Below are 21466 nucleotides of genomic sequence, written 5' to 3' on the forward strand. Positions count from 1 at the left end.
TCCGGGTCAGGAGCCGAGGACGATGCGGGCGTCCAGGCCCAGGCAGCCCTTCGGCGTGGCGAGCAGAGGGTTGACTTCCAGCTCGGCGATCTCGGGGTGTGCGGCGGCGACGGCGGTGATGGCCTCGACCGCTCGGGCCGCGGCCTCCCGGTTCACGGCCGGCCGGCCTCGTACACCGCGCAGTAGGGGCGCGGCGGTCAGGCGGTCCAGCAGCGCCTCCGCCTCGGCCGCGGTCACGGGCGCCAGCGCGAGTTGGATGTCGCGCAGCACCTCGGTGAAGATGCCGCCGAGGCCGACGAGCGCCACCGGGCCGAAGCGGGGGTCGCGCCGTACGCCGACGATGAGTTCGACGCCGTGAGCCGTGTCGGCCATGGCCTCGACGCAGTAACCGGGGGGGTCTAGGCGCCGCGTCATGTCGGCGTGAGCGGCCCGTACCGCACCCTCGTCGGCGAGGCCGAGCGCGACACCGCCGGCATCGGACTTGTGCAGCAGCCCCATGGCCTTGAGGACGACGGGCCCGTCGATCTCCCTGGCCGCCGTGGCCGCCTCGTCCTCGGTGCGGACCAGGTGGGCGGTGGGGAAGTCGAGGCCGCCCTGGCGCAGCAGTTCGCGGGCGCTCCAGTAACCGTCGTCCGGGGCGGGGGCGGCGGGCCGCGGCAGCGCCGGTACATGCGGGACGGGACGTGCGGCGCGCTCGGCGATCCGGCCGAGGACCTGGGCCGCGTGCTCCACGGAGCTGAAGACGCTCACGCCCTGGTCGTGCAGCTCCCTGGCCGCAGGGCGCTCCGCGTACATGGTGTGGAAAGCGACCGGCTTGCCATGGGCGCGGATGCGTTCGGCCATGACGCGGGCGGTGACGGTCTCGGCGTCCGCGAGCGCCTCGCCGTAGCCGCCGTACCCGCCGAAGTAGCCGGTGACCAGGACGGCGTCGACCTCGTCGGCGCTCAGGGCCAGGTCGAGGACCCGGCCGAAGGAAGTGATGTCCTGCTCCCCTGCTCCGGCGAGGTCGACCGGGTTCGTGGTGCCGGCGGAGGGCGGGAGCTCGGCTGCCAGACCGGAGATGAGGTCGGCACCGAACTCCGGGACCAGCAGACCGTGCGCCTCGGCGACGTCGCTCGCGAGCGAAGCGTGGCCACCGCCGTCCGCGATGACGGCGACGCGCGGCCCGCCGCCGTGGCGGTTGCGGTGCAGCGCACCGAGCAGATGGGCGAGTTCGGCGACGGTGGTGACGCGGTCCACGCCGGCGGCACGGCACGCGGCATCGATGACGGCGGAGTCGCTGGTCAGAGCTCCGGTGTGGGAGCGGGCGCCGCGCATGGACGCCTGTCCGGCGCCGACGGTGAGCAGGACGACGGGCTTCCCGGCGCGTACGGCGTCGGCTGCGGCGCGGGCGAAAGCGCGCCCGTCGCCGAAGTCCTCGCAGTACAGGGCGATCAGTTCGGTGCCGTCGTGCTCGGTGTAGCTGCGGATGAGGTCGGCGGCAGTGAGGTCGGCCTGGTTGCCGAGGGAGGCGAACCTCGAGAAGCCGAGGCCGTCCCGTTCCAAATGGCGGCTGAGCTCAAGGGCCATGTTGCCGCTCTGGGAGACGAAGCCGACGGGACCGGCGGGCATGTCGTTGGAGGCCAGGCGCAGCCCGCTGGTGGTGTCGAGCACGCCGAGGCAGTTGGGACCGAGCAGCACCGCGCCGGCCTGCCGTATGCGCGCGGCCAGGGCCGCCTCGCGCTTTCGGCCCTCCTCGCCGAGCTCGGCGAAGCCGGCGGTGATGCCGACGACGGCACGAGCACCGGCAGCGAGCGCGTCGTCGACGGCGTCCGCGAAGCCGGCGGCGGGGACTGCGATCACGGCGAGGTCCACGCCGCCCGGCGCGTCGACGGCGCGACGGTGGACAGAGCAGCCGAGTACCGGCTCGCCGCGACGGTTGACCAGGTGGACGGGGCGCTGGTGGTCGCTGCGCAATGCCTGGACCGCGATCCAGTTGCCGTACTTGGTCTGGTCGTTGCTGGCGCCGATGATGGCGACCGAAGCCGGGTCGAAGAGTGCGGAGAGATCGCGGACGGCCGCGAGCTCAGCCGCGCCGTCGGGAAGCGTGAGGGTCACGGGGCCATCTCCAGGGCGTCCAGGCTGTCCGGGGAGTCGGAGGTGTCCGGGGTGTGCAGGGTCTCCAGGCCCGGGGTCGGATGCCCCGTGCCCCAGGCGTCGGCACCCCCGTCGACGACGATCGTCGTACCGGTGACATACGAGCCGCCGGGCGAGGCGAGGAAGGACACGAGCCCGGAGACCTCCTCGGGGCGGCCGAACCGACCGAGCGGGACGGCCTGCTCCCACGTGCGGCGGTCCTCCTCGCCGTAGGCGGCCTCCATTCCCTCGGTGGCGATGGTGCCGGGAGCGACACACACGGTGCGGATGCCGTAGCGGCTCCATTCCAGGGACAGGCCGGCGGCGAGGTTCTCCAGGGCGGCACGGGCGGAGGTGGCGTGCACCATGCCCGGGATGCCGCGCCGCGGGGAGAAGGCCATGAAGAACACGGATCCGGACCGGTTCGGGATCATCGAGCGGACGGCGACCTCACGCGTCATGGCCCAGCCGGCATCGACGGCGAGATCGTGCACCGCGCGCCAGCCCTTGGAGGTGATCTCCTCGGCGGGGGCGGTGAACTGGCCACCGGCGTTGTTGACGAGCACGTCGATGCGGCCGAACGCCTCAAGGGCGACGTCCACGACGTGGGTGACCGCACCCTTCTCGCGGATGTTCGCGGGCACGGACAGGCAGGTGCCGCCGACGGCCTCGATCTCGGCACGGACGTCCGCCAGGGGGCCAGGGCGGCGGCCGCAGACCACGACCTCCGCCCCGCAAGCGGCGAAGTCGATGGCAACGGCCCGGCCGATGCCGGTGCCTCCACCCGTGATCAGCACGACCTTGCCGTCGTGCACATCAGGGCGCAGTGGTGTCGTCCCCACGGTGCTCTCTTTCTGTGCCGGGACCCGGGCCTCCGGCCATGCCCGCACTCCGGCATTCAGGCATGCGAACATGCGGGAATACGGGGTGGGTGGCATGGCCGTGCGACTGGCGGCCCAGAGCGGCACATTGACTGACTGATGCGTCGGTTGAGAATTGCCAACACTGTGAGACGCTTCGAAGGCACTGTCAATAGTGTTCGCAACCTGGGATTTTCGCTGAATGCAGAACGTCCAGCCAACACCCGCACACACCAGGGGCATTGCGATTTAAGCAATGCGGACGCTACGGTACGGCACCATGGACGAGACAGCGCAACGCGTGCGCCGCGTGATCGACGCAGTCGCGGACACGCACCGGGAGTTCGCCGCACACATCGGCCTCGAACCGACCAAGCTCTCCAAGTCGCTCCAGGGCAACCGACGCTTCACAGCGGAGGAGTTGTCGGCCATCGCCGCTGCAGGTGGAGTGAGTGTCGACTGGCTGGTGCACGGTCGGGGCACGGGACCGGTCCGGGCGGCCGAGCAGCCGCACACCGATCCCGCACGGGCGGCCGCAGACACGGAACGGTCGAGCGACGAGCGCCGCCGCACCGAGTTCCTTGAGGCAGCCTGGAAACTGATCTCCGAGCAGGGCTATCACGCGGTACGGATCGCCGATATCGCCCGCGCCTGCGGCACCAGCAGCGGAGCCGTGCACTACTACTTCCCCACAAAACAAGACGTCCTCAGCGCGGCACTGCTGCACTGCGTCGAGAGCGCTTTCGAGCGGCAGAGCGCCGAGCTCAAAACCGTGGACAGCGCCCATGAACGCCTGCTGAAGCTCATCGACATGCAACTGCCCACGCGGGGCCGGGTCAGGGACGAGTGGTTGGTCTGGCTGCAGTTCTGGGCCGAGACGGCACTGCGCCCCGAACTGCGCACGATCCACAACGACTTCTACGCCCGGTGGCGGGAGGCCGTAGTCCGGATCATCCGACGAGGGCAACGGCAGGGCCAGTTCCGCGCCGACGCCGACGCCGAACAGCTCGCGCTGGGCATCACCGCGCTCACCGACGGCCTGGCCATCCAGGTGCTGACGGAAGCACCGCAAGTAACGGCCGACCGGATGCGTGGCGTTCTACTGGACTTCATCGAGCGCGAACTCCTCGCGCGGGCAGGGGGATCTCTTGACAGCACCGACGCCTGACCAGGCCGGAGCCATCGCCGCCGGAGCGGTCCGGGCCCTCCGGGAACACCCCGACCGCCGGCGCGGGGCCGCTGCGACCTCCGGCATCAGTGAGGTCGCGAGCCGGGTGCGGGTCAACCTCGCGGCCTTCGAACGGCGCGAGGCCCCCGCAGCGCAGGGCACGCGGCGCGCCGGCGTCTGCCTCACGCTCTTCGCACATCGCGGCGAGGCTCACGTACTGCTGATCAAACGGGCCGCCCGCGGTCGCAACGCCGGCCAGTGGGCCCTGCCCGGCGGTCGGCTGGATGGCGCGGAGACCCCTGTGGGGGCGGCACTGCGCGAACTGGCCGAGGAAACCGGGATCCAGGCAGGTCCATCCGAGGTGGCCGGCCTGCTCGACGACTTCGTCACCGACTCCGGTTTCGTCATCAGCCCGGTTGTCGTGATCCCACGGGCGCCGGTGACTCCCGCACGCGACGAGCGCGAGGTCCACTCGCTGCACCCCATCCCGCTCCGCAGGCTCACCGACCCCGACATCCCGCGCTGGCGCACGGACTGCGACGGCCGGCCTGTGCTGCAGATGCCGCTGCGCCGTGGAATGGTGGTGCACGCGCCGACGGGCGCACTGCTGTGGCAGTTCCGCGAGGTGGCCTTGCTCGGGCGCTCCACACGCGTGGCCGACCTGGTGCAGCCGGCCTTCACCCGCACATGACCAGCACTCCTCCGAGCCAGGTCACTCGCACCCCCGCACCCCCGCACCCCACATCATCGGCCTCGAAGACAGCGTCGAAGGATCAGGGTTGCCGCGGCGGTCACGGCGAGCTGGAGCCTCACAACGCCCGCGCACTGGACCGGCTGCGCGCAGCCGTGGACGCCCGCCCCAAGGACTGGGCGAGCCTCCAGAAGCACGCCGTTGAGTTCCATCTACGCAACGCCGCCGCCTGGGCCAACGAGGCCACCGGCCAGGATCTCGCCGCCCAGGTCGACCCGGACTTCCGGCACGGCCCCACCGCACTGACCGCCGCCGCCCTCACCTGACCCCGGCCACCTCCAAGAACAGAACCACAGAACAGGACAGCCCTTCATGTCACTCGACGTCTCCCCACAGCTGCTCGCCGAAGCCGAGAACGGCGAGGTGCGGGAGCAGGACTTCGTGGAAACGGTCCGCACATCTCTGCCGTACGCCTACGACCTCATCGCCCGCCTAGCGGACGAACTGCGTTCCGGTACGACGGAGTTCGCCGACAACCAGACTCCGCCGCCCTCCGAGAGGGAGCGGGGCCAGCTGCTGCGCGCGCTGTCCAGCGACGCGATCCGTGGCAGCCCGGAACGGCACTTCGGCATCATCCTGGCCTTCCAGAACTGCCACCGCGTCGCCGCCTTCCACCCCGAGGCACGCGGCGGCGAGACCCACACCCGCTTCACCTCACTGCGCGCACAGATCCTCAACCAGTCGCCGGAGTTCCGCGACTGCTGAACCACGGACTCCTCGGCCGCAGTCGCCCACAGGGACGCCCGGTCCCCGTGAGCGACTGCGGCGGCCTAAGCGGTCGCACACCCGGTCAAAATCCCGGTCGCCACGGTGACCGAGACCCTCGCTCCCGCAGGGGCCACCTTCCAGCAGTGGCAGACCACCGAACTCCAGGGCATCGAGCAGGCCCTGGCCAAGGCCACCGGGAAGTGAACCAAGTCATGAACCCGATAGCCAAGGCCCGCGAGGCCGTCACCAGCCACAGCACCCCGACCATCCCCAACACCGAGCCGGAGGCCACGACACCTACCGCGGACTCCGCGAACGCCCCGGTAGTCGCCCTGCGCGGCGCCGCCGTGCGGGTCGGCGGCCGGGCACTCTGGTCGGGCGTGGACCTTCGCATCGGGGCCGGCGAGTTCACCGCCGTGCTCGGTCCCAACGGCGTCGGCAAGTCCACCATGATCAAGGTCCTGCTCGGCGCGCTGCCCGCAGCGGCCGGAGACGTACGGGTCCTCGGCGCCCGTCCCGGACAGGCCAACGACCGCATCGGCTACCTGCCGCAGCGCCGCAGCTTCGACGCCACCCTGCGCATCCGCGGCATCGACGTGGTGCGCCTCGGCCTGGACGGCGACCGATGGGGCGTGCCGCTGCCGTTCCCGAGCGCACGGCGGCGGGCCGACCGTGCGCGGGTGGACGAGGTGATCGAGTTGGTCGGGGCGTCGGCGTACGCGCACCGGCCGATCGGGCAGTGTTCCGGCGGCGAGCAGCAGCGCCTGCTGATCGCCCAGGCGCTCGTCCGCAGGCCCGAACTGCTGCTGCTGGACGAACCGTTGGACAGCCTGGACCTGCCCAACCAGGGCGCCGTCGCAGCACTCGTCGGGCGGATCTGCCACCAGGAGGGCGTCTCCGTGGTCATGGTCGCCCACGACGTGAACCCGATACTCCACCACCTGGACCGGGTGGTGTACCTGGCCGAGGGCGGGGCCGCCACTGGTACTCCGACCGAGGTCATCACCTCCGAGACGCTGACCCGGCTGTACGGCACGCCGGTCGAGGTGCTGCGGGCCTCGGACGGGCGGCTGGTCGTGGTGGGCCAGCCGGAGGCGCCCGCGCTGCACACCGACCGGCACGACACCCCGGGGAGCGGTCATGACGCTCGCTGAGACGGGGGCGCCGGTCTGGTCGTGGAACCTCCTCGCCGACTTCCAGGACATGTGGTCGTACCCGTTCATGGTCAACGCCTTCCGCGCCGGCACGGTCGTGGCCGTGGTCTCCGCACTCGTGGGCTGGTTCGTGGTCCTACGACGCCAGACGTTCGCCGCGCACACCGTCTCCCTGGTCGCCTTCCCCGGCGCCGCCGGAGCGGTCCTGATCGGAGTCAGCGCGGTCTACGGCTACTTCACGCTGTGCGTGGCCGCCGCACTGGTCATAGCCGCCCTGCGCGGCAGCGGAGACCACCACGAGTCCGCGCTCACCGGGAACCGTGCAGGCGTTCCTGATGGCCTCCGGCTTCCTGTTCATCGCCCTGTACAAGGGACTGCTGGAGGGACCGCAGACCATTCTCTTCGGCACCTTCCTGGGAATCACCTCCTCCCAGGTGACCGTGCTGACGGTGGTCGGCGCCGTGGTGCTCGCAGTGCTGGCGGTGATCGGGCGACCGCTGCTGTTCGCCTCCGTCGACCCACAAGTCGCCGCCGGGCGCGGGGTGCCGGTCCGGGCGCTGTCGGTGGTCTTCCTCGTCCTGCTCGGCGCGGCCACCGCCGAGGCGAGCCAGATCACCGGCACCCTCCTGGTCTTCGCCCTCATGGTGATCCCGGCCGCCACCGCACAAGTCCTCACCGCCCGCCCGGCGCTGAGCCTGGCCCTGGCCGTCCTGCTGGCATTCGCCGCCACCTGGCTCGGCCTGACCGCCGCCTACTACTCGCCCTATCCCCTGGGCTTCTTCGTGACGACCATCGCCTTCGCCGGATACGTGCTCGCCCTGGGCCGGCGCTCGCTGCACACGCTGCTAGGCAGCCGGACCGGCGCCCGGCTCAACTCCGTGGAGGTGGGAGCATGACCGTCCTGCTGGCCGCATCCCCGCTGTCCCAGCCGTTCTTCCAGCACGCCCTCCTCGCCGGAACCGCCATCGCCGCTGCCTCCGGGCTGGTCGGCTACTTCCTGGTCCTGCGCGCCCAGGTCTTCACCGGCGACGCGCTGAGCCACGTCGCCTTCACCGGCGCGATGGCCGCCCTGGCCTTCGGCGCCGACCTGCGCCTGGGCCTGTTCGCCGCGACCATCGCCATGGCCCTGCTCTTCGGCACCCTCGGCCGCCGCGCACGCCCCGACGACGTGGTCATCGGGAGCGTGTTCTCCTGGATCCTGGGCCTGGGCGCCTTCTTCATCACCCTCTACACGACCTCCCGCAGCACTGTCAATGGCACCGCCGGCGTGAGCGTGCTGTTCGGCTCCGTCTTCGGCATCTCCTCCGCCGGCGCGGTCGTCGCCGCCCTGGTGGCCGCCGGGGTCGGGCTGCTGGTGGTCCTCATCGCCCGGCCGCTGCTGTTCGCCACGCTCGACGAGGCCGTCGCCGCGGCCCGCCGGCTACCGGTCCGCCTGCTCGGCTACGGCTTCCTCGCCGTCGCCGGAATGAGCGCCGCCGAGGCCACCCAGGCGGTCGGCTCCCTGCTCCTGCTCGGCCTGCTCGCCGCCCCCGCGGGCGCCGCCATCCGGCTCACCGACCACCCCTACCAGGCACTCGCCCTCTCCACCGCACTGGCGGTCCTGCAGATGTGGGCCGGTCTGTTCGCCTCGTACGCGGTGCCGAGAATGCCACCGAGCTTCGCCATCATGGCCGCCGCCACGGCCGTCTACGCCGCGACGTTCCTGATACGACGGCCCGCCTCCAGCCCTCGTACCAGAAACGCCGTCCCCACTGGCACATGAGTGAAGGCACCCGATGGAACGCGACCGAGAGCCCTCCCCCACACCCTTGGCCGACGTCACGCTGATCGGCCGCCACACCCAGCAACGCACCGTCGTGATCGAGGCGTTCATCCGGGCTGAGGGCTTCGTCGGCGCCCAGGCACTCCACAACCGGCTCGCCGCCGACGGCTCACCGGTCGGCTTGTCCACCGTCTACCGCACCCTGACGGCCCTGGCCGACGCCGGCCGGGCCGACATGGTCCGCGACACGAGCGGCGAACGCCTCTTCCGCTACCGCCCCGGCCCCGACCACCGCCACTACCTCCTCTGCACCGAATGCGGCCTGAGCCAGCCCGTCGACTCCGGCCCAGTGGAGAACTGGGCCGACACCATCGCACGGACCTCCGGCTTCGCGAACGTCCGGCACACGGTGGAACTGTCCGGCGTGTGCCCGGACTGCGACCGACGGCATGCGACGGTCGAACGGCACTGAACGCGAGCCCCCTGATGTCGGCCAGGAGCCCGTTCCGTCGAGTGGATCAGGCCCCCAGTGTTCTTACCCCAAAGAGCGCAACCACCCTCCGGAGCAGTGCAGTTATCAAAGGTATGGAGAACACAGGCAGTACGCATGTCACCCGGCGGGCCCTACTGTCAGCCGGCGGATTGATGCTCCTCAGCGCCTGCACAGCCCCTGGCGGTACGCCTGAGCACACAGGGACGTCGGCACCGGACACCGTGAAGCCCACTCATCCGGGCGACTCCCACGCCAGCGAGCCGACCCGCGTCGAGTTGCCGGGCAGTCCGGAGTTCTACGTCCATCAAGGTCCGCGAGCGATCGCGCTGACCATCGACGACGGTCCGAACCCGGAATGGACTCCGCAGGTGCTGGACCTCCTGCGCCGCTACGCCGTGACCGCCACGTTCTGCCAGGTCGGTGCCCGTGTGAGCGCGTACCCCAGCCTCGTGCGGGCGGTGGCCGCCGAAGGCCACCTGATCGCCAACCACACCTGGACCCACGCCGATCTGGCCCGGGCATCCGCCGCGACCGTCCGCTCCCAGCTGGAACGCACCAGCGACACGATCGAGAAGGTCACCGGCCAGCGCCCCACGATCTTCCGTGCCCCCTACGGAGTGTGGTCGGAGCCGACCCTGGCCACCTGCCGCGAGATGGGCATGCGACTGCTGGACTGGTCCGTCGACCCCCACGACTGGTCACGACCGGGCACCTCGCGCATCGTCGAGCGGATCATGGCCCACGCCCATCCCGGATCGATCATCCTCGAGCACGACGGCGGAGGCGACCGCTCTCAGACAGTGGCCGCCCTGCGCCTAGTGCTCCCCCGCCTGCTCGACGCCGGCTACCAGTTCGTCACCCCCTAGCGTTTCCGCGTTGCGTCGTCGCGCGCGCGATGGCCGCTCTTGCATCCGCCGAACACCCCTGCGAGCCGCGCAACATCCACGAGCTTTGCCCCCTCGTGACCGCCGGTACGAGCGGCGCCCTGTCCCCGGAAGACGTACGGCCGCCCGTGGCAGGGGCAAGGCGTCGGCTTGGTACGGGCGATGTGGTTGGCGACCAGGGCGGACAGCCAGTCCGTCGAGTCGATGGTGCGGTCGCTGTCGTCCTTGGGCGGGCAGCACACCAGCTCGCCGGTGTCCGGTGCCGTGGTCGCCGGGCAGGTGCAGGAGCATGACCGTCCCGGGTGGCACGCTCGACTGGGGTGCCGATGGCCGATCCGGGCGGTGGCTTGTGACGGGAGCCTCCCGGTGAAGCACCTCCCGAATTCCCGGCCCGCGTCGATAATGACCTTGTGCGATCGCTAGCCAGGAACTCCATACTGCCCCTGACGCTGGTCATCGTCGGGGCGGCCGCAGTGGTGGGCGACGCCGCGGAGCAGACCCATACGGTCAGAAGCAGTGGGCGCAGCGGTTTCGGCAAGTCCGGCGAGCCGGGCCAGTCCTCGCAGAGCCAGGACCAGGACCTCTCCGCGACGGCCCCGGCCAAGGACGGCAACGCGTACACCCCCCGCAGGACCGAGGAGAACGCCCGGATCGGCGCGGTCTTCGAGAAGGACGACCAGGGCAGCCACTTCTGCACGGCGAGTGTGGTGCGGAGTCCGGGCCGGAACATGCTGATCACCGCGGCCCACTGCGCCTTCGACGCCGACTCCGGACAGCCGCTGAACGACCTGGTCTTCGCCCCCGGCTACCGCAACGGCAATGAACCCACCGGCCTGTGGAAGGTCAGCAAGGTGGTCGTCGACGACCGCTGGGCCAAGTCGCAGGACGAGGACCTCGACGTCGCCTTCCTCGTCCTCGACCAGAAGGACGGCAAAGACATCCAGGACGTTCTGGGCGGCAACACCCTCGGCATCAACCGCGGCTTCGGCAACAAGGTCAAGATCACCGGCTATCCCGCCAGCCATGACACCCCGGTCGCGTGCCAGAACCGCACCACGAAGTTCAGCGACACCCAGCTGAGCATCCAGTGCACCGGTCTCGAGGACGGGACCAGCGGCAGCCCCTGGCTCGCCGACTACGACCCCAAGAGCCACACCGGCACGGTCATCGGCGTCCTGGGCGGCCACGAGGGCGGCGGCGACCAGGACGATGTCTCCTACGCCGCGTACTTCGACGACGACATCGCCAAGCTCTACCAGCGCGCCCAGGACGAGGACTGAGCCCAGCTCATCCGCACCCCGCACCCCGCTCACGGCGAAGGGCCGTGGCCGCCGTGTTTTCGACCTGGAGTGGAGCGACGCCGACTTCGAGGCCGTCGCCGCCCGCCAATCGGCCGAGGAGGAACGCGCGGCCCGAACCGGCAGGCCTGTGCTGGTGTGCGACACCGACGCGCTGGCCACCACCGTCTGGCAGGAGCGCTATCTCGGCCGGACCACCGACGCGGTGCACATCCTCGCCAACGCCATGCCGCCCAGGGCGTTGTATCTGCTCACCGACCATGAGGGTGTGCCGTTCCACGATGACGGCCTGCGCGACGGCGAGGAGTTGCGGCCCTGGATGACCGAGCGTTTCCGCAAGGTGCTGTCCGGTCGCGGCGTGCCCTGGCTGGAGGTGCGCGGCGACCGCTCAACCCGGCTGCGACTCGCCCTGGAGGCAGTCGACCGGCTGCTTGAAGAGGGCTGGCGGCTGGCCGCCCCGCTCGGCTGAGGGCGGCGGCCCTGTGCGATGTGCGATTGACAATGCCAACCGCACAGAGCCTGCACTCCTGGGTGGCCGGGTCGACGACGTGAACCGTGCGGTCGGGGCCGCTGCACAGCAGGGCCCGCTCGATGGGCGCAAGGCCCAGGCTGGTAGGCGATGTTCTCGGCCATCAAAAGGCCCGAACACCTTTTCCAGCTCCTTCCGCCACCGCACGCACTCTCCCAGCCTCGCCTCATTCGGTGTTCTCACCACATCTGCGGCAGTCTCATCCATCCTGCAGGACCGCAGGTCAAGCGGCGGCGCAGGCCTCAGAAGGCGTCGCAGTCCACCTGCGGCGTTGGCAGGGCGACGACACGCGGTCACCGCAGCATCAGTGAGACCTCACAGGCAGCAAGATCGTCAGCCCACCATCCGACGGTGCAGGACCCTGCCCTGTCAGTGCTGTCCTCCTCACTCGAACCGCTCACCCGGCCTCTCAACCAATCAGCAACACACCAGGCCAGCCGCCACCCCATACACCACAACCCCCCCTGAGCGTCAGCCGACGTCGTCATGTGGGGTGCGAGTGGATGTCGTTGCGGCTCACGGGCCTGGGGAGGTCCCGGCGGAGACGGTGCCGGTGGCGCGGCAGTGCTCCCGAGGGGAAGCCTGGCACTCCGGCTGCTGGGCGAGTTGGGCCGCTGTTCCGCGACGAGGAGTTCACCCATCCCTTCCCGCGCGCGGTCGGCCTGCCTGGTCGCCTGCCGGGCCGGCGCTCGTGCCGGTGCCGCAGTTCGTGGAGAGGCTGACCGATTCGGTGGCCGGCGCGGCGCCGCGGTGAACTGCTGAGATCCCCGGCCGTGGTCCGGTCCACCCCCGTCCGGCAGCCCCGGCCCGATCTCTTGCACCATTTCCCGATGTTCGATGGGTGTTCGATGGGCATGTGTTCTAACCTCCTGACGATCCGTAATGGGGCGATGACCGCGTTGGCGAGGCGGTCGGCTGTGGCGTGCGCGAAGCCCGGCCGACTGGCCTTTGCCCGCGTTGCAGAGGTGCTGCGCGTCATCCGAGCAGTCAGCGCGCCATGAGAACGGCCCGAAGTGAAGGCGACACCTGCCCATGACCGAGCACGGAAACAACCCCAGCGGAGCGATGAGGCGAAGAACCGTCCTGCGTGGTGGTGGCGGCCTGCTCGCCACGGCCGCGGCGGGCCTGCTCCCGGGGTGCTCCGGGTCCGGCGGCGACGACTCGGGAGCCAGGACCCCGAAGAAGGGCGGCGTCCTGCGCGTCGGCTGCACCGGCGGCAGCGCAAAGGACACCCTCGACCCTCACAATCCCGTCATCTGGCCCGACCACGCACGGGCGGTGAACCTGTTCGAGCGGCTGTTCGTCCATGACGAGAGATACCGCGTCAAGCCCCTGCTCGCGGACTCGATGGAGCCGTCCAAGGACGGCAGGGCCTGGACGCTGAGGCTCCGTTCCGGGGTGGAGTTCCACAACGGCAAGACCCTGGACGCCGACGACGTCATCGCCTCCCTGCGCAGGATCGCGAACCCCAAGGCGCCCGCCGCCGGGGCCAGCAGCCTCGCCGTGGTCGACGTCGCGGACCTCAAGCGGATCGACTCCCTGACCGTGCGGATCCCGCTGAAGACTCCGTACGCCCTGCTGGAGGACCTGCTCGCGCAGACCGTCATGGCTGTCGTCCCGGCGGACTTCGACCTCAGGAAACCCATCGGCACCGGCCCGTTCGTCTACAAGTCCTTCACCCCCGGGGACGAGAGCGTCTTCACCAGGTTCGACAACTACTGGCGTCGCCCGGCCCATGTCGACCAACTGCACATCATCGACTTCCCCGACGACACGGCCAGGGTCAACGCGCTGCTCAGCCGGGAGATCGACGCCATGGACAACCTGCCGCTCGAGCAGATGGAGCTGGTCGAGGCCCAGGGCTGCAAGGTCCTGATCTCGGAGCCCGGGGCCTGGACCCCGCTGACCATGCGCCTGGATACCGGCCCCTTCGACGACGAGCGGGTCCGCCAGGCGCTGCGGCTGATCGTCGACCGGCCGCAGATGGTCCGCCAGGTGCTCAGAGGACAGGGACGCATCGGCAACGACCTCTACGCACCCTTCGATCCGGCGTACAACCACGATCTGCCGCAGCGCGTCCAGGACCTCGACAAGGCCAGATTCCTGTTGAAAGCCGCCGGGCACGAGGGGCTCAACGTGGAGCTGGTCACCTCCAACGGCATCGGCATCGGCGCGGTCGAGACCGCGCAGCTCTTCGCCCAGCAGGCCAGGGGCGCCGGGGTGACGGTGCGGGTCCGCAAGACGGACTCCGCGACCTTCTACGGCGACAAGTACCTGAGCTGGCCGTTCGCCATGGACTACTGGTTCACGCGGAACTACCTGGCGCAGGTGGAACAGGGATCGATCAAGGGCTCCCCTTACAACGAAACGCACTGGAGGGACCCGGAGTTCGTCTCCCTCGTCAACCAGGCCCGCGGCCAGTTCGACGAGGGCAAGCGCAACGAACTGCTCAAGGCGGCCCAGAAGATCGAGTACGAGCGCGGCGGCTACATCGTCTGGGGCTTCAAGAACCAGGTCGACGCGTACGCGGCCGGGGTCGGCGGACTGGTCCCGACCCCCAGCCACCCCTTGTCCGACTACCGGTTCCGCGACTTCTCCGTCGACGGCTGAGGGCCGAAGCCGTGCACGGGCGCCGCCCGGCAGGGCAAAGACCGCCGCCCGAGCGCCGGGCTCCTCGAAGGCCCGGCCCCGGACCGGCCGGCACGCCCATCGTCACCGTTCTCTCTGCACGACGCTTGAACTTCACGGGCAAAGAGGCTGTAGTCTCCGCCCGTTCGGACAAGCGATACAGATCAGCACGGCAACTCACCCAGGCAACAGAGCAGCTTGCCCGTACGACATCGTTCCGGAGGCTTGGTGTCCCCGCACAAGGTGGAAGCAGCGGAACAGGCACGTCGGGGAGCGCGGGTTCGGCGAAGGGCCGACGTGTTCCTCGACCGCTGGCCGTTCCAGCGCAAGCTCAATGTGCTGGTGATCATCCCCGCCGCGGTGGTCGCCGCCATCCTCGCCTACGTCATCGCGGGCCAGGTCGCACAGGCGCAGTCAGCGGCGCGCACCGCGGCCCTCGTCCGCAGCAGCGAGCAGGTCGCCTCCCTCGTCGACGACCTGCAGAGGGAGCATCAGCAGGCGATTCTGCTCTCGGTGCGCTACCAGGCCGCGGAGCCCGGTGGGCCCGCACCGTCGCCGCGGGACTACCGCCGGGCCCAGTGGGCCGTCGACCGCCAGGTCGCCGAGGTCCGCTCCGCGTTCGGATCCCGCCTTCCCGCGGCGGAGACCAGGGCGTTGCGGGGCGCCGCCGGGCTGACCGGGCTGCGCAAGACGGTCGAAGGCGCCTACCTCCCGGCCGACAGCATCGACCCGGCCTATGGCTCCATGGTGTCCAACCTCATCGACGGGCTCGGCCTCGGCGGATCCGCGGGCGGTGCGGTGTCGTCGCCCGAGAACGTCCTGGACACCCTGCTGCGCGCGGACGCCGCGCATGCCGCGTTCGAGACCGGTGTCTTCTCCGCCCAGACCGGCGACTCCAGCGCGCTCACGGAATTCACCGGCGCGGTGGGCAGCCTCCAGCTCTACAACCACCACGCCCAGCGCTTCAGCCGGATCGCCTCGGTGGCCCAGAGCGGCCGGCTGGCCCGGATCGAGCGCAACGCGCACCAGAACGCCATCCGGTCCGAGTTCGCGTCCCTCCAGTTCGATCCCTCCTCCCTGGAGGCCAGGGACCTCGACGAGGTGCGGGCGGCCGTCGACAAGGCCATCGCGGCGTATCCGACGTACGAGAAGCAGGCGTCCACCCGGCTGGAGATCACCCGGTCACTGATCCACCAGATCGCGAACGACGGCGACCGGGCCTCTTCCCAGGCCTGGTGGCGAGTGGGGTGGCTGCTGACCGCGGTGGTGCTGATCTTCGCCTTGTGGCTGCTGCTCTCCCTCCTGGTCCGGCGCTCCGTCGTGCGGCCCGTGCGGATGCTGACCGCCGCGGCCCAGCAGGTGGCCAGGGCGACCGGGCAGGAGCTCGCGCGGGTGGCGGACGACGAGGCCGAGGACGACGGCCCGCTCAGGCTGAACGCAGTCCCGGTGCGGGCACGCGACGAGATCGGCACGCTGGCGGAGGCGTTCAACGAGGTACAGGAGGCGGCCGCCGCCCTGCTGCAGCGCCAGGTGCTCAGCCGGCGCAATGTGGCGGAGATGTTCGGCAACGTCGGGCGGCGCGTCGGCAACCTGACCGCGCGCCAGCTGGCGCTGATCGATGCGGTCGAGCGTGAGGAGACCGACCCCGCGCTGCTCGACCAGCTCTACCACATCGACCACCTGGCGGTGCGCCTGCAGCGCAATGCCGACAGTCTGATGCTGCTCGCCGGGCTGGCGGAGACCGCTCTCGAGGCCCGGCCGACGGCGCTGACCAACGTCGTACGGGGCGCGCTCGCCCAGATCGAGGAGTACCAGCGGATCCACCTGCGTGTGCTGGACGAGGTCACCGTCGCGCCCGACATCGTCGGCGATCTGACCCTGATGCTCGCCGAGCTGATGGAGAACGCGGTGGCGTTCTCCCCTGCCGAGAGCCCCGTCGAGGTGCGGGTGCGCTCCCAGGGCGAGGCGGCGGTGGTCGAGGTCGTCGACCACGGGCTCGGCATGAGCGCCGAGCGTCTGAAAGAGGAGAACGAGCGGCTGGTGCGCCGCGAGCGGCTCGACCTTGTCCCCACCAAGGTCCTCGGGCTCTTCGTGGTCGGCCGGATCGCCCGGCGCTGGGGCATCAGGGTCACGTTGACCGCGACGATGGGCGGTGGGGTCACGGGCAGGGTCTTCATCCCCTCGACGCTGCTCATGCCGTTGAGCCACGTGCCCACGGTGTTCGCGGGCGAGGACTTTTCCTCGTCGGTCCTCCCCACCCGGAGTCGGCCCGTGGGGCCCGCCAAGCCCCCAGCGCTCACCGGGCCTGCCGTCACATCCGCCGTTCCCCAGCAGCATCCCCAGCCCTCGCGGCGAACCCCCGCGGATGGCGCACCGCGGGACAGCACCGGGAAGGAGCCCGCACCGTTGCCGCGACGTGTCCCGCGGACCGCGCACACGGCCGGTCCGCCCCCCGAAACCCGGTCCGCGAACACCGCCGAAAGGGCCGCAGCGCAGGCGCAGGAACACCCGGATGGCGAGGCACTCACCCCGGCACCGGCCGCGCCGCCGCTACGGCGCCGCGTGCGCGGCGCCACGCTCGAGAACGCCGCGGCGGCACGCCGGCCGACGCCGACGTCGCGCCGGCCGCTCGACGCGGAGGCGGTCCGCTCCTCGATCGAAGAGTTCGAGGAGGCGGTGGCCCGGGCCGAGCGCGAGAGCGCGCAGCCGGGACAACAGCCGACTCGGATGCCGGCATCACCAGAATCCCCGGAGGGACCGGAAGGAGTGGGGCAGTGACCACGTCGACAGGTGGAACTCAATTCAACCCAGTGGAACCCGTTGACCTGCGTGCCGCCGCAGAGGACTTCACCTGGCTGCTCAACCGATTCGCGACGGAGACCGCGGGCGTGGTGGATGCCATCGCCGTCTCCTCCGACGGTCTGCTGATAGCGGTCTCGCGGCTGTGCGACCACGCGGACTCCGAGCGTCTGGCGGCGATCGTCTCGGGAATCACCAGCCTGGCCGCCGGCGCTTCTGGCAACTACGGCCTCGGCGCCCTCAACAAGGTGATCATTGATCTGGAAGGAGGCCATCTCCTCGTCTCCGCGATCGGCAGCGGATCCGTGCTCGGCGTCGTCACCTCGAACGAGGCGAAGCTGGGGAACGTCGCCTACGAGATGACCCTGTTCGCCAACCGGGTGGGCGCGGCCCTCAGCCCCGAGCTGGTCCTCGAGCTCAAGAACAGCGTCGGTTCCCCGGCCACCGGGTGAACCGTCCGCCACCACATGCAGCAGGAAGGAAAGACCCAGAATGGCGTCCGAGGGTGGTCAGCACCACCCGGGCTCCGGCGGTTCGGGATCCGCCGGCCGCCCTTCGGCGATCCGGCCGTTCCTGCTGACCGCGGGAAGGGTTGCGGGCAGCGACGCGGTAGCGCCGCTCCCCATCGAGACCCAGGTCGTGACCACCTCGTTGGGCTTGGCCACCCTCGAAACCCTGGCCTTCGAACACCGCGACATCGTCGCCGTATGCCGGCGGCCGCAGTCGCTGGCCGAGGTCGCCGCGAAGCTGCACCTGCATCTGAACGTCGTCCGTGTGCTCGCGGCCGACCTGCGCGCCCATGCGCTCCTCGCCGTATACGTGCCCAGTGCCGATGCCTCCCGCGACGTCTCCGTTCTGCGAAGGGTGATCGATGGTCTCCGTGGCGTCGCCGAATCCGAAGGGATACACCGTGACAGCCAACGGGATTGACGCACCGTGCGTCCCACACGAGACCGAACGGCCGCCCCTTCCCGTGAAGATGGTGATCGCGGGCGGGTTCGGCGTCGGCAAGACCACGACGGTGGCGTCAGTCTCGGAGATCGAACCGCTCACCACCGAGGCGTCGATCACCGAGGTCGCGGCGGGCGTGGACGATCTCAGCCACACCCCTCACAAGACCACCACCACGGTCGCCATGGACTTCGGCTGCATCACCCTCGATCCGACCCTGAAGCTGTACCTGTTCGGGACGCCGGGCCAGGAGCGTTTCGGCTTCATGTGGGACTACCTGGTGGAGGGCGCCCTGGGCGGATTGGTGATCGTCGACACCCGCCGCCTCGACGACTGCTTCGCCGCGGTCGACTACTTCGAGCACCGGGACATCCCGTTCGCGGTGGCCGTCAACGCCTTTGACGGCGAGGTCGCGCACGAGCTTGACGAGGTGCGCTGGGCGCTGGACGTCAGCGACCACGTCCCGCTGTTCGTCTTCGACGCCCGAGAACGGGGCTCGGTGCTCGACGCACTGCTGGTGGTACTCGACCATGCGCTGAAGCGGGCGGAAGCATAGGCGGTACACGCCCGTCCGCAGGTGGTCGGCGGCGGCGACGGTGACGGCCGTCTCCACCGCGGCACGTGCTGGCCTGCCCGCTGCGCCCGCCGCACCCAGCGGCGACCGCGTCGTACGGCGCCGTAGCCGCCGTACGGAGACCACCACGACCACCATCAGCAGCAGGGCGGGCGCCGCTTCGGTGCGGGCGCGCTCATCGGCGCCGGTGCGGCGGGCCTGGTCGGCGGCGCGCTGCTGAACGAGGTGTTCGATGACGACGAGCCGGAAGTGGTCGTCAACAAGTGCCACGAGGACTGACCGTTCCCCCCTTCCCTCGCCCCTGGTCCGTGGTGCAGGCGGGCGGCCGGGCCGGTGGTGCGCGAGCGCCTACCTGGGCGGGCGCACGGGCATCTGCGGTGGTGCGGGCGGGAGGGGAGAGGACTGTGGCGGGGAACGTCGGTGGCTTCCGGGACCCGTCTGCGGAGGTACTGGCCGAGGCGGCCGCCGCGTTCGGGCTTCTTGCCTCGGCAGCCCGGCTGCACATCATGTGGGCCCTGAGTGAGCACCTGCTCAACACGTCGAGGGCCCCGGTCTCGGGGCCTTCACTGTGGTCACCGGCAGGGGGCTGGAGTCTCCTGAGGCTCAACCTCGGGAGTGGACACCGGGTTTCATGCGACGAGCGACAGCGTACGTGATGAGAGGACGTTCTGAACCGCTTTACCCGGTTCGACCGCTGGCTTGTGTCAGGTGGGCTGGTGGCGCGGAGCGACGGATTGCCCGGGCGCCGCCAGGCGAACGAGGTCGACCCTATGCTGACGGTCGTGCAGGTACTGGGCATGAGCAGTGAGGACGAGATGGTCGCCTGCTTCTTGAGCGGCGAGCTGTCCAGCCAGAGGTTCGGCCAGAACCTCCGGTCCCACCTGGCGGCAGCCGGGCAGGCCGAGCAGTTGCTGACGCATCCAGACCTCTCCGACGCTGGGGCGAACTTCGCACGTCGTGCTCTGCTCGCTGCGACGCGCGGGTACGGCGAGAACCGCGACCTGTTCGAGAACTTCCCCCCTGAGGTCACCTGGACCAGGGCACTCCTGTCCGCCGACGAGGCGGCCAGCGTGCGTTACCTCCACTGGAAGGAGGTGCAAGTGGAGGACGTCAGGAGCGGTTGCGACGACGCATCAGATCTGGCAGCGGCCAACGGCGGTTGATCAGGAACGCCCCGCCCGAGAGCAGCACCAGCAGCCCGCCCGCGATTCCCGCGGCGGTCCAGCCGCCGGTCCCTTGCGCCTCATGGCCGGAGGTGCTGGGTCGGGTGCCGGCCCGGGCGGCGTCCTTCGGCGCGACCAGCTCGCCCACCGGATTGACCCTTCCGTCCGCACGGAAGCCCCAGTCGAACAGCTTCGCGGCCTCCTTGTAGACCTCGTTGTGCTCCTGCTTGGCCGGGTTCATCACGGTGACCAACAGCACCTTGCCGTTCCGCTTGGCGACGCCGGTGAAAGTGGCACCGGCCTTGGTGGTGTTGCCGTTCTTCACGCCCGCGATGCCCGGATACACCGGGACGTCGGTGTCGCCGCTCAGCAGCCTGTTGGTGTTCTGGATCACCCCGGACTCGAACCGGGCACGCACCGTCGAGCAGTAGTCGCGGAACTCCTTCTTCTGCAGCCCGGAGCGGGCAAACAGCGTCAGATCGTACGCCGACGACACCTGCCCCGGCTCGTCGTAGCCGTCGGGGCTGACCACGTGGGTGTCCAGGGCCTGCAACTCGTCGGCGTGGTCCTGCATCTCCTTCAGGGTCCGCGCCACTCCGCCGTTCATCGCGGCCAGCGCGCGCACCGCGTCGTTGCCCGAGCGCAGGAAGACACCAAGCCACAGTTCGTGGACGGTGTAGGTGTGGCCCTCCCTCATACCGACCACGCTGGAGCCGACCCCCATGCCCGCCAGGTCGGACGCCACCACCTTGTGTCGGATCTCCTTGGAGAACCGGGGCAGCACCGTGTCCGCGAACAGCATCTTCAGCGTGCTCGCCGGGGGCAGCCGCCAGTGCGCGTTGTGCGCCGCCAGCACCTTGCCCGACTCGGCGTCGGAGACGACCCAGGAACGGGCAGTGATGTCCTCGGGCAGGACCGGCACCCCTGCAGCCGGGTCAACCTGGGTGCCAGGCTCCCCGAGCCGCTCCCCACCCACCCTCGACATACGGGCCGGAGGCGTAGTCGCCGGGACGGTCGCCACGCCCATCACTTCGCTCCCTTCAGACCCAGGAACCGACATATAGGATGCTATCTGAACTTTCCTGCTAAATAACTCTTTGCTGTGGGGGTCCCGCGACCGGCAGGCCCGCTCGTGCTGGAGATGGACAGCGGTGCCCTGCCACTCGAGCACGGCGCGCCGCTGCAGCTCGCTGTCCCACACTGACGAGAACTCCGAGTGCGTGAACTACTTGCGCCAGATCGCCCCCCAGGACCAGGTCGTGTACACAGTGAGCTCATAGGCATACGGGACGAGCTCGCCGAACCACATCACGCCCGGCTGGGAATAGGACCTCGGAGCGTCGCTTCTTCCGGTTGCCCGTGCGGAGCCGGGGGCCCGGGGCGGCCGCAGTCTGCGCTGTTCGGCGAAGTCGGTCAGGGGCGGAAGTGCCGCGGCGCTGCTGCATGGGAACTGCAGGTTGGAGGTGAGGAGCAGGATCTCGCGGGCGGTCGCGCTGCCGGTGGTATGGCTGTGTGCGCCGACGGAGGCGTTGTAGAGGCTCACGAGTTCCCGGAGCTGGCGTGGTGCGGCCGCCCGGGTGCCTTTCTGTCTCCGGCTCCGAAGAGCACAGGTGCTCACCGCACACAGCG

The 21466-nt window shown here is 70.2% G+C and carries 20 protein-coding genes and 5 pseudogenes; 20 read left to right on the plus strand and 5 right to left on the minus strand.

Translation table 11 applies throughout. The features are described 5' to 3' along the window. Window positions 1–6: 6 nt before the first annotated feature. Entirely contained in the window at window positions 7–2097 is a 2091-nt protein-coding gene (locus ASC56_RS31590) for an acetate--CoA ligase family protein (protein WP_055495014.1), read from the minus strand. Next, entirely contained in the window at window positions 2094–2957 is an 864-nt protein-coding gene (locus ASC56_RS31595) for an SDR family oxidoreductase (protein ID WP_063785031.1), read from the minus strand. Before ASC56_RS31595 ends, ASC56_RS31590 begins: the two co-directional genes overlap by 4 nt. Before the next feature lie 298 nt (window positions 2958–3255). Here ASC56_RS31595 and ASC56_RS31600 point away from each other — a divergent pair, with 298 nt between their 5' ends. The 10 genes and pseudogenes from ASC56_RS31600 (at window position 3256) to ASC56_RS31635 (ending at window position 9877) form a co-directional block, all read left to right on the plus strand. Next, complete coding sequence (locus ASC56_RS31600; RefSeq protein ID WP_055495015.1) at window positions 3256–4143, plus strand: TetR/AcrR family transcriptional regulator; 888 nt, start codon at window positions 3256–3258, stop codon at window positions 4141–4143. Next, window positions 4124–4834, plus strand: a complete 711-nt coding sequence (locus tag ASC56_RS31605; protein ID WP_234377150.1) for a CoA pyrophosphatase — start codon at window positions 4124–4126, stop codon at window positions 4832–4834. Before ASC56_RS31600 ends, ASC56_RS31605 begins: the two co-directional genes overlap by 20 nt. 101 nt (window positions 4835–4935) lie before the next feature. Next, window positions 4936–5160, plus strand: a pseudogene (locus tag ASC56_RS38655) (ATP-binding protein); the annotation flags it as partial. A gap of 46 nt (window positions 5161–5206) precedes the next feature. Further along, window positions 5207–5599 carry an SCO5389 family protein gene (locus tag ASC56_RS31610; RefSeq protein ID WP_055495016.1) on the plus strand — a complete coding sequence of 131 codons (393 nt, stop codon included), beginning with the start codon at window positions 5207–5209 and terminating at the stop codon, window positions 5597–5599. A 215-nt stretch (window positions 5600–5814) separates the two neighbouring features. Next, window positions 5815–6756, plus strand: coding sequence for a metal ABC transporter ATP-binding protein (locus ASC56_RS31615; protein WP_079102824.1), 942 nt, complete (start codon window positions 5815–5817; stop codon window positions 6754–6756). Between the two features lie 67 nt (window positions 6757–6823). Beyond that, window positions 6824–6997, plus strand: a pseudogene (locus ASC56_RS42895) (metal ABC transporter permease); the annotation flags it as partial. Window positions 6998–7076: 79 nt separating this feature from the next. Then, on the plus strand, window positions 7077–7652 hold the full coding sequence (locus ASC56_RS31620; protein ID WP_267887648.1) for a metal ABC transporter permease: 576 nt from the start codon (window positions 7077–7079) through the stop codon (window positions 7650–7652). Next, window positions 7649–8518: a metal ABC transporter permease gene (locus ASC56_RS31625; protein ID WP_055495017.1), complete on the plus strand. Its 870-nt coding sequence runs from the start codon at window positions 7649–7651 to the stop codon at window positions 8516–8518. The genes ASC56_RS31620 and ASC56_RS31625 overlap by 4 nt, the downstream gene beginning before the upstream one ends. 13 nt (window positions 8519–8531) lie before the next feature. Further along, complete coding sequence (locus ASC56_RS31630) at window positions 8532–8990, plus strand: Fur family transcriptional regulator (protein ID WP_055495018.1); 459 nt, start codon at window positions 8532–8534, stop codon at window positions 8988–8990. A 242-nt stretch (window positions 8991–9232) separates the two neighbouring features. Continuing rightward, window positions 9233–9877, plus strand: coding sequence for a polysaccharide deacetylase family protein (locus ASC56_RS31635; protein WP_055495019.1), 645 nt, complete (start codon window positions 9233–9235; stop codon window positions 9875–9877). Here ASC56_RS31635 and ASC56_RS42355 read toward each other — a convergent pair. Then, window positions 9877–10152 (minus strand): annotated as a pseudogene (locus ASC56_RS42355) (LacI family transcriptional regulator); the annotation flags it as partial. The gene ASC56_RS31635 and the pseudogene ASC56_RS42355 overlap by 1 nt on opposite strands. 153 nt (window positions 10153–10305) lie before the next feature. On the opposite strand from ASC56_RS42355, the gene ASC56_RS31645 reads away from it, so the two are divergent. From ASC56_RS31645 to ASC56_RS31680, 10 genes and pseudogenes are all read left to right on the plus strand, one after another. Then, window positions 10306–11175, plus strand: a complete 870-nt coding sequence (locus ASC56_RS31645; protein WP_055495021.1) for a serine protease — start codon at window positions 10306–10308, stop codon at window positions 11173–11175. Beyond that, entirely contained in the window at window positions 11105–11662 is a 558-nt protein-coding gene (locus ASC56_RS38665; protein ID WP_079102826.1) for an AAA family ATPase, read from the plus strand. The genes ASC56_RS31645 and ASC56_RS38665 overlap by 71 nt, the downstream gene beginning before the upstream one ends. 559 nt (window positions 11663–12221) lie before the next feature. Beyond that, window positions 12222–12473: pseudogene (locus ASC56_RS42360) on the plus strand (IS5/IS1182 family transposase); the annotation flags it as partial. A 281-nt stretch (window positions 12474–12754) separates the two neighbouring features. Next, complete coding sequence (locus tag ASC56_RS31655) at window positions 12755–14332, plus strand: ABC transporter substrate-binding protein (RefSeq protein WP_234377151.1); 1578 nt, start codon at window positions 12755–12757, stop codon at window positions 14330–14332. Between the two features lie 315 nt (window positions 14333–14647). Further along, window positions 14648–17128 carry a sensor histidine kinase gene (locus ASC56_RS31660; protein ID WP_055495023.1) on the plus strand — a complete coding sequence of 827 codons (2481 nt, stop codon included), beginning with the start codon at window positions 14648–14650 and terminating at the stop codon, window positions 17126–17128. Beyond that, complete coding sequence (locus ASC56_RS31665) at window positions 17125–17601, plus strand: roadblock/LC7 domain-containing protein (protein WP_055495024.1); 477 nt, start codon at window positions 17125–17127, stop codon at window positions 17599–17601. Before ASC56_RS31660 ends, ASC56_RS31665 begins: the two co-directional genes overlap by 4 nt. Window positions 17602–17641: 40 nt before the next feature. Then, the gene (locus ASC56_RS31670) at window positions 17642–18079 is read left to right on the plus strand and encodes a DUF742 domain-containing protein (RefSeq protein WP_055495025.1); all 438 of its coding nucleotides are present in this window, start codon (window positions 17642–17644) and stop codon (window positions 18077–18079) included. Window positions 18080–18128: 49 nt separating this feature from the next. Beyond that, window positions 18129–18656: an ATP/GTP-binding protein gene (locus ASC56_RS31675; protein ID WP_055495080.1), complete on the plus strand. Its 528-nt coding sequence runs from the start codon at window positions 18129–18131 to the stop codon at window positions 18654–18656. 422 nt (window positions 18657–19078) lie between these two features. Further along, window positions 19079–19198: pseudogene (locus tag ASC56_RS42365) on the plus strand (transcriptional regulator); the annotation flags it as partial. Window positions 19199–19444: 246 nt separating this feature from the next. Further along, the gene (locus ASC56_RS31680) at window positions 19445–19837 is read left to right on the plus strand and encodes a hypothetical protein (RefSeq protein WP_234377152.1); all 393 of its coding nucleotides are present in this window, start codon (window positions 19445–19447) and stop codon (window positions 19835–19837) included. Here the strand turns inward: ASC56_RS31680 and ASC56_RS31685 are convergent. Both ASC56_RS31685 and ASC56_RS31690 read right to left on the minus strand, forming a co-directional pair. Continuing rightward, complete coding sequence (locus tag ASC56_RS31685) at window positions 19785–20897, minus strand: D-alanyl-D-alanine carboxypeptidase (protein WP_079102829.1); 1113 nt, start codon at window positions 20895–20897, stop codon at window positions 19785–19787. The genes ASC56_RS31680 and ASC56_RS31685 overlap by 53 nt on opposite strands. A 165-nt stretch (window positions 20898–21062) precedes the next feature. Next, window positions 21063–21380 (minus strand): hypothetical protein, encoded by a 318-nt coding sequence (locus tag ASC56_RS31690; protein WP_055495026.1) that lies wholly within the window; start codon window positions 21378–21380, stop codon window positions 21063–21065. Between the last annotated feature and the right edge of the window lie 86 nt (window positions 21381–21466).

The sequence above is a fragment of the Streptomyces sp. TP-A0356 genome (assembly GCF_001417775.1).
Classification (GTDB): domain Bacteria; phylum Actinomycetota; class Actinomycetes; order Streptomycetales; family Streptomycetaceae; genus Streptomyces.